This window comes from Bradyrhizobium sp. 35 (assembly GCF_023073215.1).
Taxonomy (GTDB): Bacteria; Pseudomonadota; Alphaproteobacteria; order Rhizobiales; family Xanthobacteraceae; genus Bradyrhizobium; species Bradyrhizobium canariense_D.
Genome location: NZ_JADPJC010000157.1, coordinates 616432 through 628771 on the forward strand (window position 1 = coordinate 616432; position 12340 = coordinate 628771).

At 63.4% G+C, this 12340-nt stretch carries 11 protein-coding genes; 3 read left to right on the forward strand and 8 right to left on the reverse strand.

Annotation, left to right across the window (positions count from 1 at the left end; all coding sequences use genetic code 11):
- The 5 genes from IVB36_RS35145 to IVB36_RS35165 all read right to left on the reverse strand — a co-directional run bounded on the left by IVB36_RS35145 (position 1) and on the right by IVB36_RS35165 (position 5349).
- Positions 1-429, reverse strand: coding sequence for a globin family protein (locus IVB36_RS35145; RefSeq protein ID WP_026233298.1), 429 nt, complete (start codon positions 427-429; stop codon positions 1-3).
- Between the two features lie 119 nt (positions 430-548).
- Positions 549-1928, reverse strand: coding sequence for an MFS transporter (locus IVB36_RS35150; protein WP_018457089.1), 1380 nt, complete (start codon positions 1926-1928; stop codon positions 549-551).
- A 338-nt stretch (positions 1929-2266) separates the two neighbouring features.
- Positions 2267-3061 (reverse strand): ABC transporter ATP-binding protein, encoded by a 795-nt coding sequence (locus tag IVB36_RS35155; protein ID WP_085352123.1) that lies wholly within the window; start codon positions 3059-3061, stop codon positions 2267-2269.
- 11 nt (positions 3062-3072) lie between these two features.
- Entirely contained in the window at positions 3073-3969 is an 897-nt protein-coding gene (gene ntrB, locus IVB36_RS35160) for a nitrate ABC transporter permease (RefSeq protein ID WP_085352122.1), read from the reverse strand.
- 60 nt (positions 3970-4029) lie between these two features.
- The gene (locus tag IVB36_RS35165; protein WP_085352121.1) at positions 4030-5349 is read right to left on the reverse strand and encodes a CmpA/NrtA family ABC transporter substrate-binding protein; all 1320 of its coding nucleotides are present in this window, start codon (positions 5347-5349) and stop codon (positions 4030-4032) included.
- A gap of 676 nt (positions 5350-6025) precedes the next feature.
- Between IVB36_RS35165 and IVB36_RS35170 the strand changes: the two genes are divergently transcribed.
- Both IVB36_RS35170 and IVB36_RS35175 read left to right on the forward strand, forming a co-directional pair.
- Positions 6026-6865, forward strand: coding sequence for a formate/nitrite transporter family protein (locus tag IVB36_RS35170; RefSeq protein WP_018457093.1), 840 nt, complete (start codon positions 6026-6028; stop codon positions 6863-6865).
- 55 nt (positions 6866-6920) lie between these two features.
- Positions 6921-8657, forward strand: coding sequence for a bifunctional protein-serine/threonine kinase/phosphatase (locus tag IVB36_RS35175; RefSeq protein ID WP_247300324.1), 1737 nt, complete (start codon positions 6921-6923; stop codon positions 8655-8657).
- A 23-nt stretch (positions 8658-8680) separates the two neighbouring features.
- Here the strand turns inward: IVB36_RS35175 and IVB36_RS35180 are convergent, their stop codons facing one another.
- Together IVB36_RS35180 and IVB36_RS35185 are read right to left on the reverse strand one after the other, a co-directional pair.
- Complete coding sequence (locus IVB36_RS35180; protein WP_247300278.1) at positions 8681-9355, reverse strand: SDR family oxidoreductase; 675 nt, start codon at positions 9353-9355, stop codon at positions 8681-8683.
- A 42-nt stretch (positions 9356-9397) separates the two neighbouring features.
- Complete coding sequence (locus tag IVB36_RS35185) at positions 9398-10267, reverse strand: NmrA/HSCARG family protein (protein ID WP_247394472.1); 870 nt, start codon at positions 10265-10267, stop codon at positions 9398-9400.
- 100 nt (positions 10268-10367) lie between these two features.
- On the opposite strand from IVB36_RS35185, the gene IVB36_RS35190 reads away from it, so the two are divergent.
- Positions 10368-11261 (forward strand): LysR family transcriptional regulator, encoded by an 894-nt coding sequence (locus IVB36_RS35190; RefSeq protein ID WP_247394698.1) that lies wholly within the window; start codon positions 10368-10370, stop codon positions 11259-11261.
- A gap of 31 nt (positions 11262-11292) precedes the next feature.
- Here the strand turns inward: IVB36_RS35190 and IVB36_RS35195 are convergent, their stop codons facing one another.
- Entirely contained in the window at positions 11293-12210 is a 918-nt protein-coding gene (locus tag IVB36_RS35195) for an intradiol ring-cleavage dioxygenase (protein WP_247394474.1), read from the reverse strand.
- Between the last annotated feature and the right edge of the window lie 130 nt (positions 12211-12340).

Consider the following 12340-nt stretch of genomic DNA (forward strand, 5'->3'; position numbering starts at 1 on the left):
CTATTCAGCGGCCTGCGACTGTGCGCCGTAGGCCTCGGACATCATGTAGCCGGACAACACGCCGTAGGCGTCGGTCCAGGCGGTAGCGAGTTCGGGCGTCCAGGCCTCGCCAAGGCCCTTCTCCAGGGTCCACAGCAAGGTCGCGCCGACCACGGGGTAGTGCTCGGCCTTGGCGCCGTAGCCGACGTGACGCTTCGCAAGCGCGGAGGCCGCCGGAAGAATCGAGTCCAGATTCGACAGACCGCCGACGACGGCGGCGAGCATGCCCATCAGCTTCTTGCGCTGCTCGGTCATGTCCTCGGGGAACATCGCGCGCACGGATGGCGCCACCTCGAACAGGCGATCGTAGAACAGCACCGCGGCCTGCGCGGAAATCGGCGCGACCTTGGCAAAGCTCTGCTGCACGAGGGTGATCTGTTCCGGCGTCATGATGTTCTCCTGCCTGTTGGGTTTGCCTTGGTGCGCGCCATTGCGAACCAGGTTCATTGTCAAACTGTCGGGCAATGCTTCTCCCCGCGTATGGGGAGAAGCGAGATTCGTACCAAGTATTAGACACGCGCGCCGGCGAGGCTTGACGCGCCTTCGCCCTGCGGGCTGCGACGCAGATAGAACCACCAGGTCAGCGCGAGGCAGGAGGCGTAGAAGCCGAGATAGATCGCGAGCGCGAGCTGCGGCCCGCCGGTCAGCGCGATCGACTTGCCGAACCCGGTCGGGATCAGATAGCCGCCAACGGCGCCGACCGCGCCGATGAAGCCGACCGCAGCACCGCTCTCGATGCTCGCCGTCTTCAAGGCGACCGCGCGCTCCGCATCGCCCTTGCCGCGCACCCTGAACAAGTTCTGCTCGCGGAAGATCGAGGGGATCATGCGGTAGGTCGAGCCGTTGCCGATGCCCGTCGTCACGAACAGGACCAGGAACATCGACAGAAAGCCGATGAAATCCTTGTGCCCGACGAAGTAGAGCACGCCGATCGTCGCGCCTGCCATGACAATGAAATTCCAGAACGTGATGACCGAGCCGCCGATCCTGTCGGCAAGCCAGCCGCCGAGCGGCCGCGACAGCGAGCCGACCAGCGGCCCCAGGAACGCGATCGCAATCGTCACTTGCGGGAACTGGGTCTTGATCAACAGCGGAAATGCAGCCGAGTAGCCGATGAAGGAGCCGAACGTGCCGATATAGAGATACGCCATGATCCAGGTGTGCTTGCGCCTGACCACGGCGAGCTGGTTCTTGATCGACGACTTGGCCGTGGTCAGGTTGTTCATGAAGAACACTGCGCCGAACACCGCGATCGCGATCGGCAGCACCCACATCAGGCCGGCGTTCTGGAGGAAGACGCCGTCGACGGGCGATGCCTGGAACAGGTTGATGACGGCGAGCGTCATCAGGATCGGGGTCAGGAGCTGCACGCTGGAGACGCCGATATTGCCGCCGGCCGCATTCAGTCCGAGCGCCCACCCCTTCATCCGGTCGGGGAAGAAGAACGAGATGTTCGTCATGCTGGAGGCAAAATTGCCGCCACCGAGACCGGCGGTCGAGGCAATCAGCAGCATCAGCCAGAACGGCGTGTCGGGCTGGCCGACGAAATAGGCCAGCGAAAGCGTCGGAATGAGCAGGATCGCCGCGCTGAAGATGGTCCAGTTGCGCCCGCCGAAGGTCGTCACCGCGAAGGTGTAGGGAAAGCGCATCAACGCGCCGATCAGCCCGGGCACCGCGACGAGCTGGAACAGCTGGTCGGTGGTGTAGTGGAAGCCCGCCTGCGGCAGCTTGGTGGTGACGATGCTCCAGATCAGCCAGACCGAGAAGCCGATATGTTCGGCCACGATCGACCAGATCAGGTTGCGTCGCGCGATAGTCTTGCCGGTCGCATTCCAGAACGCCTCATCTTCGGGGCGCCAGTCTGAAATCCAGGTTGGATTCTTCGTCATTGAGTATCCCTTCTTGCCTCACCGCTGCGTCGTTGCAGGCTCAGCCTCCGGCCACGGAGGCGCGCGCCGAGGCCAAGCCCCGGTGGCGAGTTCACGATGCTGATTGATGATGTTGAGGGACGTCGTCGTTGGCGTCGCGGTCGGTGTTTCAATTTCCGTGCCAACTGCGCGCATTCCGGAAACGCAGGAAATTCAGGAGCTTGTTCGTCGTGCCCCAAATTCTTGCAGCACTATTTCGCACGCAAATTTTGCGATTCGCTCAATCCCTGTGCGCCGCACAAGGATTGAGCTTGATGATTCAAAATTAGGCGTTGCGTGAGCACCTGTTGGTGACGCGCCTACGCGGCTTCGACGAAGCGATGACGCTCATAGAGGAATTCGAGCACGCGCTGCCGGCACTTCAGGTAAGTGACGTTGGTCGCGAGTTCGAGCCGCTTGCGCGGCCGCGCCAGCGGCACCTCCAGCACCTCGCCGATGCGCGCGCTCGGCCCATTCGTCATCATGACGATGCGATCGGACAGCAGCACCGCCTCGTCGACGTCGTGGGTGATCATCAGAATGGTGTTGCCGAGCTTCTGATGCAGCGCCATCACCGAATCCTGCAAATGCGCGCGGGTCAGTGCGTCGAGCGCGCCGAAAGGCTCGTCGAGCAGCAATACTTTCGGCTCCATGGCAAGCGCGCGGGCAATGCCGACGCGTTGCTTCATGCCGCCGGAGATTTCCGAGGGCCGCTTGTCCTTGGCATGGGCCATCTGCACGAGGTTGAGATTGTGCATGACCCAGGCGTCGCGTTCGGCGCGCTTCTTGGTCTTGGCGAAGACCTTGTCGACGCCGAGCCGGACGTTCTCGTACACGGTCAGCCATGGCAACAGGCTGTGGTTCTGGAACACCACCGCGCGATCCGGTCCCGGCGAGTTCACCTCGCGGTTCTCGAGCAGCACGCCGCCCATGGTGGCGTTGGTCAGGCCTGCGATGATGTTGAGCAGGGTCGACTTGCCGCAACCGGAATGGCCGATGATCGAGACGTATTCGCCCTTGTCGATGGTGAGATTGATATCCTTCAGCACCTCCGTGGAGGCTGCGCCGCGGGTGAAAATCTTGTCGACGTGGTCGAGCTTCAGATAAGCGGTCATGTGCTTCCCCTTTAATTCAGCGCGGTGCCGCGGGTGACGATCTTGCCGGCGCCTGCGATCAGGCGGTCGAGCACGAAGCCGATGATGCCGACATAGAACAGCGCCAGGATGATTTCGCTGATATGCGAGGAGTTCCAGGCGTCCCAGATGAAGAAGCCGATGCCGACGCCGCCGATCAGCATTTCCGCGGCGACGATCGCGAGCCATGACAGGCCGATGCCGATGCGAAGTCCCGTGAAGATGTAGGGCGCGGCGGCAGGGATCATGATCTTGGCAAAGAACTCGAGCGGGTTGAGCTGCACCACTGCGGCGACGTTGCGATAGTCCTGCGGAATGTTGCGGATGCCGACCGCGGTGTTGATGATGATCGGCCAGACCGAGGTAATGAAGATGACGAAGATCGCCGACGGCTGGCCGTCACGGAAGGCCGCGAGCGAAAGCGGCAGCCAGGCCAGCGGTGGGATCGTGCGCAAGACCTGGAACAGCGGATCGAGCCCGCGCATGGCCCAGACCGACTGGCCGACTAGGACGCCGAGCGCGATGCCGGCGATGGCGGAGAGCGAATAGCCGAGCGCGACGCGCTGGAGACTGGCGGAGAGATGCCAGAACAGACCCTTGTCGATGCCGCCATGGTCGAAGAACGGATCGAGGATCAGCTCCTTGGTGTCCTTGAAGACTTTTGACGGCGGCGGCAGCGCCGAGCCGGCGCGACGGCAGACCAGCTCCCATATCAGCATGAGCAACGCGACCACGACGAGCGGCGGGATGACGCGCACGGCGGTCTCCCGCGCCATCCGCGCGTAAGTCTCCGATCGCGGCGGCCGCTTCGGTGTCATCGCGACGACCGGCGCGGCAGCGCTCGCAGGCTTCGCGGTCTCAACCTCGATCTTCGTGGCGGGCATGTTCATCGCAATATCTCTCCGGCTGCAAAAGACGATGCGGCCGCCCGGAGGCGGCCGCTGGCGCCATCAGACTTCGACGCGCTTGATCGCGAGCGACTTCAGATAGGCAGCGGGATTTTCCGGATCGAACACCTTGCCGTCGAAGAAGGTCTCCTTGCCGCGCGACGTAGAGGCCGGGATCTCCGCACTTGCGACGCCGAGCGTCTTGGCCGCATCGCGCCACATGTCCTCGCGGTTGACCTTGGCGATCAGCGCCTTGGTGTCGAAATTCGCCTCGTACTTGCCCCAGCGGATGTCCTCCGTGAGGAACCAGAGGTCGTGGCTCTGGAACGGATAGGAGGCGAAGTCGCGCCAATACTTCATGATGTGCGGGGAGTTCTCGACCACCTTGCCCGGGATGCCGTAGTCGAACTTGCCAGCGGTGCGGTCGAGCACGTCTTCGACGGGGCAGTTCATCCACTGCCGCTTGCCCATGATGGCGGCAAGCTCGGCCTTGTTCTCGGCCTTGTCCGACCATTGCTGCGCTTCCATCACCGCCATCAGCAGCGCCTTCGAGGCCTTTGGATATTTATCGACGAAGGCGGCGCGCATGCCGAAGGATTTTTCCGGATGCTTGTTCCAGAGTTCGCCGGTGTTGATGGCGGTGTAGCCGATGTTCTGATGGATCAATTGCAGATTCCAGGGCTCGCCGACGCAGAAGCAATCCATGGTGCCGACCTTCATGTTGGCCACCATCTGCGGCGGCGGCACCACGATGGTCTCGATGTCCTTGTCGGGATCGATCCCGCCGGCGGCGAGCCAGTAACGGATCCAGAGGTCATGCGTGCCGCCGGGGAAGGTCATCGCGGCCTTCACGGCCTTGCCCGAGGCCTTCTTCTTCTCCAGCGCCGCCTTGAAGGGCGTGGCGTCGACGCCGAGCTTCAGGTCGGCATATTCGTTGGCGACGGAGATGCACTGGCTGTCGAGATTGAGCCGCGCCAGGATGTACATCGGCGTTGGCTGATTGTTCTGCGTCACCTTGCCGGCCGAGATCAGATACGGCATCGGGGTCAGGATATGCGCCCCGTCGATGCCGTTGCCTTCGGAGCCGAGCACGAGATTGTCCCGCGTGGTGCCCCAGGAGGCTTGCTTCTGCACGTCGGTGTCGGGCATGCCGTATTTGGCGAACAGGCCCTTGTCCTTGGCGACGAACAACGGGCCGGCATCGCTCAGCGCAATGAAGCCGAGCTTGGCGCCCTTGACCTCGGGGCCGGCGTCCTGCGCGAACGCGCCGGCGGGGAAATTCAGTTTTACGGCGGCCAGGAGTGCGGCGGTCGAGCCGGCGGCCTTCAACAATTGACGGCGGCTGAGGCCAGTGTCCGACGGCCGGCGGGTGCGCTTGGTCATAGGCGGTATCGTCCTTTGCGTCGTTGCAGAATGATTGCGTCAGTGCACACGAGCAGCCCATCCGGTCCGGTGACGCCTGAAGCAGCGCATGCGAACGCGCGACGGGGAGACCCCCGTCTGGTGGCGTCGGCAATTCGGATGAGAAGTCTCGCGGGACGGCTTCAATGGCGTCGGCCTGGAACTATTCAAGCTTCATGCCAAGCGCCACAACGCAGAAAATCTCGAAAGATCAACACGCTACAGGCAGCGCGCCAGTCTGTCGCAGGCCCGTTCCGCTCGCGAAATTTGCGGCTTGCTCAATATTTGTGCGGCGCACAACAGTTGTGCAGCAGCTCAAGCGAAAGGCCGCATCAAGCGCAAAAGCCGGGGCAGCCAAAGCTCTATCAGATTGATGTTGCTTGCTTTTTTATGAGCCCAGCACACGGCACGCAACTTGCTTCTCCATTTACGTCAATGAAGACTGCGGCTTTGCCGCATTGATGCAGGCGCTGGCGGCTGCATCCCGGAAGCTCAACTGCTTCGCGGCCCTCCTCGGCTCGGTCGTCGTGACGCAATCCCAAAGGCTTCCAACTCTCCATCGCCTCGTGCGCGGCAGGTCAGCCCGCACGGGCAGTGACGTTCAATCGCTCTCGCAGGAGGGCGAGATCTCTTTCTTAGGAAGCAAAAGGAACCATCGATGTCGTATCTCGCGCCTTCGGAATTCGTCACCAAGATGGTGGATGCGGGCGAGTCCAAAGTCTTCATGTCCACCCGGGATACCATCATCCGCGCCTACATGGCCGGCGCCATCCTGGCGCTCGCGGCATGGTTCGCCGTCACGATCAACGTGAACACGGGGCAGCCGCTGATCGGCGCGCTGCTGTTCCCGGTCGGCTTCGTCATGCTGTATCTGCTGGGCTTCGACCTCCTGACCGGCGTGTTCGTGCTCTCCCCGCTCGCCCTGATCGACAAGCGCCCCGGCGTCACCATCGGTGGCGTCTTGCGCAACTGGGGCCTCGTCTTCGTCGGCAACTTCGCCGGCGCCTTCACCGTGGCCTTCATGATGGCTTTCGTCACGACCTTCGGCTTCACGCAGGACCCCGATAAGATCGGCACCGCGATCGGCAATATCGGCGAAGGCCGAACGCTGGGCTACGCTGCGCATGGCGCGGCCGGCATGGCGACGCTGTTCCTGCGCGGCATGCTTTGCAACTGGATGGTCTCGACCGGCGTGGTCGGCGCCATGATCTCGACCTCGGTCCCCGGCAAGGTCATCGCGATGTGGATGCCGATCCTGGTGTTCTTCTACATGGTGTTCGAGCATTCCGTCGTGAACATGTTCCTGTTCCCGTCGGGCCTGATGCTGCACGCAAAATTCTCGATCATGGATTACCTGATCTGGAACGAGATCCCGACCGTGCTCGGCAACCTCGTCGGCGGCCTCGCCTTCACCGGCATGACCCTCTACGCCACGCACGTCATGACCAAGCCGAAGCGCCAGGCCGGCAAGGCCACGTCGCCCCGCGTCGCGGCCTGATACGTCTCGACAGGAGAGCCTCGCCCGATCAGGGTGAGGCTCCCCTTTGCCGGTGATGACGATGACCCGCGGACTTCAGATCTCGGTCGGCCAGCATTCCGACAAGGGTCGCAAGCCCATCAACCAGGATTTTCACGGCGTCCTCGTTCCGGACGAGCCGATGCTCAGCCTGAAGGGCATTGCAGCCGTCCTCGCCGACGGCATCTCCAGCAGCACGGTGAGCCAGATCGCCAGCGAGTCGGCGGTCAAGAGCTTCCTCATGGACTATTACTGCACCTCGGAATCCTGGACGGTGAAGACCTCCGCCCGCCGCGTGCTGGACGCGACCAATTCCTGGCTGCACGCGCAGACGCGCAAGAGCCAATATGCCTATGACCGCGACAAGGGTTATGTCTGCACGCTGAGCGCCATGGTCATCAAGGCGACCACCGCGCACATCTTCCACGTCGGCGACTGTCGCGTCTACCGCGTGGCCGGCAAGGCGCTCGAACAGCTGACCGACGATCACCGGATCATCGTGTCCTCGGAGCAGACCTATCTCGGCCGTGCGCTCGGGATCAATCCGCAGCTCGAGATCGACTACCAGAGTTTCGAGATCGAGACTGGCGACACGTTCCTGCTGGCGACCGACGGCGCCTATGAATTCGTCGACGCGCGTTTTGTCACGAGTGCGCTCAGCGACCATGCAGCCGAGCTCGACGGAGCGGCGAAGGCGATCGTCGAGGAAGCCTACCGGCGCGGCAGCGACGACAACATCACAGTCCAGATCCTCCGCATCGATGCGGTGCCGCAGCGCGAGCCGGCCGGCATCTTCAACCAGACCTCCCAGCTGCCGCTTCCCCCGCTGCCGGAGCCGCGGGCCATCTTCGACGGCTACAGAATCGTCCGCGAAATCCACGCCAGCAGCCGCAGCCATATCTACCTTGCCGTCGACGCAGTGACCGAGGAGCCGGTCGCGCTGAAGCTTCCGTCGATCGATTTGCGCGACAATGCCGCCTACCTGAAGCGCTTCCTGATGGAGGAGTGGATCGCGCGCCGGATCGACAGCCCGCACGTGCTGAAGCCGCTGTCGCAGTCGAAACGGCGCGGTTACCTCTACGTCGCGACCGAATTCGTCGAAGGTCAGACCTTGCGGCAATGGATGACGGACAATCCGCGCCCCGATCTCGAAACCGTGCGCGGACTGGTCGAGCAAATCGCCGCGGGCCTGCGCGCCTTCCACCGCATGGAAATGCTGCATCAGGACCTCAGGCCCGACAACATCCTGATCGACAAGACCGGCACCGCGAAGATCATCGACTTCGGATCGGTCAAGGTGGCAGGCGTCGCGGAAGCCGCCCCGCAGGACGAGACCGACGAAATTCTGGGAACGGTCCAGTACACGGCGCCGGAATATTTTCTTGGGCAAGGCGGCTCGCCGCGCTCCGACATGTTTTCGCTCGCCGTGATCTGTTACCAGATGCTGACGGGAAAGCTTCCCTATGGCACCCAAATCGCCAGGATCCGGCGCAAGGCGGACGTGCGGAGGCTCAAATACCGCCCGGCCGATGACGACAGCAACGTGCCCGCCTGGGTCGACGGCGCGCTCAGACGTGCGCTGCATCCGGATCCCTACAAGCGGCACGAGGATCTGTCCGAATTCGTCTTCGAGCTTCGCACACCCAATCCGGCCTATCTCGACACGCGGATCACGCCGCTCTTGGAGCGCAGCCCGCTGATGTTCTGGAAATTGACCACGGCGGCGCTCGCCTGCGTCGTCGTGGTCCTGCTTGCGATGTTGCACGCGCGCTGATCCGGGTGTCGCCACGCAAAGCATCACCACGTGATCAGCGGAGACCGATGCAGCCAGGTATCGGCGCGCACTTGATCCAGCACGAATGTCGCAACGTCTTCGCGCGCGATGCTACCGCCATGGAAGCCCGAAAGATCCGTCAGGGCCCGGACCGAGCCGCGGCCGGGCTTGTTGTTCAGGATCGAGGGGCGAACCAGGACCCAGTCCAGCCCGCTGTCTTTGACGATTGCTTCCTGCCGGTCCTTGTCGGTGTACACCTTCTTCAGGAGAAGCGGAAAGATCACATTGTCGGCGACAAAGCCGCCGTGCCCGGCACTGTCGCCGGCGCCCATTCCGGTGATGCAAACCAGCCGCGAGACCTGCTCGGCCTTCATCGCGCTCACGAGTGCGCGCGTCGCGGTCGAGAGAAGCGTCACCTCGCGGAACGGGCTTACCGGTGTACCCAGCGCACTGACCACGGCCTCACGGCCTTTGAGGGCTGCGCGCAGGGCTGTTTCATCGCGGGCGTCTCCGACGATAAGCTTCGCCCCCGTGATGTCACGTGCCTTCTCGGCGGAACGCACCAGCACGGTGACGTCGTAGCCTCGCGCCACCGCCTGGTTGACGATCAGGCGACCGGTGGCACCGGTCGCTCCAAGCACCAATATCTTCGTCGCACCTTGCGGATCCGCCGGAACAGTGGCGATTGAAGAGGTCATGATAGGAGTCCTCGTTGTCGTGATGGGGACGTGCCCATGCCGTCAGGCAGAGGCCGCGATTTCGGAGACGAAGTCGCGATAGGAGCGCAGGGGGCGGCCCAACAACGCGGTCAGACGCTCGACGTCGCCGGCTTCGGGGACCATTCCCTCGGTGAGGAAACGCTCGCTCATCAGCCGCATGTCGTAGGCCATCCAGCTCGGCATGAACTGCCGGAGATTCTTCTCGAAGCCGGCGGTATCGTCACCGGGATAGGCGACCGTGCGGCCCAGCACCTCCGACCAGACCGCGGCGGCTTTCGCGCCGGTCAGCGTATCAGGACCGACGAGATTGATGCGCGTGAGCGGAAGCGGTGATGCGGCGCGCTCACGACGGATGAGCTCGAGGGCCGCGATCTCGCCGATGTCGCGCGCATCGATCATGGCGAGCCCCTTGCTCCCGATCGGCATCGGATAGATGCCGTATCCGGTCACCACGTCCTTGATCGTGACGTCGTTGTTCATGAAGTACGCCGGGCGCAGGATGGTGGCGTTGAAGCCCATCTGCTCGATCATCCGCTCGACGCCGAACTTGCCGGCAAAGTGCGGGACGTTCACGTAACGATCGCTGTGGATCACCGAGAGGTACACGACCCGCTCGACGCCAGCCTCGCGGGCGACGTTGAGCGCGATCAGCGCTTGCGTGAATTCATCCGGCACCACTGCGTTGAGCAGGAACAGGGTCGAGACGCCCTTGAATGCGCTGCGGAGCGAGTCGACGTCGAGCAGGTCGCCCTGCACGACGGTGACGCCTGCCGGGAGGTTTGCCTTGGCTGGATCGCGGGCGAGAGCACGGACATCGGCGCCGCGCTTGACGAGCTGTTCGACGACGTGGCGGCCGACGGTGCCGGTTGCACCGGTAACGAGGATGGTCATGGAGATCACTCCGGGTTGGTCAGAAGACACCCGGAAATTAGCGATCCACAAACGAACCGATAGCCGCTATATCTGGACAGACCGTCTCACTGGTGGAACAATGGACCTGCTCGCACTCGCCGATTTCAATCTTGTCGCCCGGCACGGCGGGTTCGGACGGGCCGCGCGGGCCGCCGGACGCCCGAAAGCCACCCTGTCCCGGCGGGTCGCCGAGCTGGAAGCCGCGCTTGACCTCCGCCTGTTCGAGCGTGGCGCGCGGGCCCTGAAACTCACGCAGGAAGGACGTGCCCTTTACGAGCGGACGGGAGCCTTGCTCACAGAGCTCGACGAGACGGCGACAGCGATCGCGTCGGGTGGGGACAGGCCGCGGGGGCGCTTGCGGATCAGCGCGCCCTTGCTGTTCTCGCAGACTGCAATGGGAAACCTCGCGGCTGGGTTCGCGCTCAGATATCCGGAGATCCGTCTTGAGGTCACGACGGAAGATCGCTCCGTCGACATGGTGGAGGAAGGGTATGACCTCGTCATTCGGGTCAATCCCGATCCGGATGACAGCCTTGTCGGACGAATCTTTCTGCGCGATCGGCTGGTGGTCGTGGCAAGCCCGGACCTGAAACGACCGAGGGACGGCATCGCTGTGCCGGCTGTCATGCGCGGAGCGGGCGACCAGCTGACAAGCTGGGAAGTCACGATGCCCAGTGGAAGGTCGCGCATCGCGATTGATCCGGTCCTGCGCCTGTCATCGCTCGTCATGGTTCGCGACGCGGTCCGGGCGGGCGTCGGCGCCGCACGCCTTCCGGTATCACTGGTCAGTCACGACCTGGCTGCCGGCACGCTGGTGCATTGGGGCGACATCGACGGACCAGAGATCGCGTTATGGACGCTCTATCCATCGCGCCGGCTGTTGAGCGCGCGCGTCTCCGCCTTCCTCGACTTCATGAAAGAAGCCTTTCCGATGGGGACGCCTGACGAGCTGGCGGCGTTTATCGGGAGATGAGCGGGCGGCGCGCGCTGCTCGCGCCTGACGGTCAGGCGTGCTCCTCCGCCTTCGTCCCCAGCGGCTTCGGCGCCATGCCGCCGCCGGGCTTGAGGTGGAATTCGTAGGTCATCAGGTGCCATCGCCCGTTCGCCTTGGTGCCGTCGGGCAGCTCGAGATCGTTGCGCGGCTCGACCTTGGCGACGAGGTCGTCCTTCACGCCGAACACCACGTCGGAATCCAGATATTTGTCGCCGTCCATGAAGACGTGGGTGATCAGCGGCTCGTAGCCCTTGGCATTGACCAGGAAGTGCACATGCGCCGGGCGCATCGGGTGACGGTTGGTCTGCACGATCATCTCGCCGACCGGGCCGTCGGTCGGGATCGGGTAGCTGCACGGCAAGATGGTGCGGAAGAAGAAGCGGCCATCGCTGTCGGTGATGAAGCGCGCCCGCGCCGAGGCGCCGACCTCGTCATAGTTCGGCTTCTGCGAGTCGTAGAAGCCGTCATCGTCGGCGTGCCAGACGTCGACGGGGACATTCGCGAGCGGCTTGCCCTTGAGATCGGTGACACGGCTCTGCACGAACATCCGTTCGCCGGTTTGATTGTTCGGAGAGATGTCGGTGCCGTGCGCGGTCACCTTGTGCTCGCCGACATAAAACGGCCCGAGCACGGTGGTCTGGGTGGCGCCCTCGCGCTCGCGGTGGTTGACCGCGTCGACCAGCATGGAGACGCCGAGCACGTCGGACAGCAGGATGAATTCCTGCCGGGTGTCCGTGCATTTCTGGCCGGTGCGGGTCAGGAAATCGATGGCGTATTCCCACTCCTCGAAGGTGAGGCCGGTCTTGCTCACGTAATCGTGCAGCGACTTCACCAATTCCTGGAGTAGGAATTTCGCGCGCGGATCGGGTGTCTGGTCAAAACTCCGGACGACGGCTTCGGTGAGTTCGGTCTCGTTGAACTGGGTCATGGTGCGTTTGCCTGCGTTTTCTCATTGGCCCGTTAGGGATCTCTTGGGCTGCTTGGAGGCGTCCACGCTGGAGCCTACACCAAACAGGCGGCCGGGGTTAAGCGCGACCGGGTTGGAATGAGACCGCCAT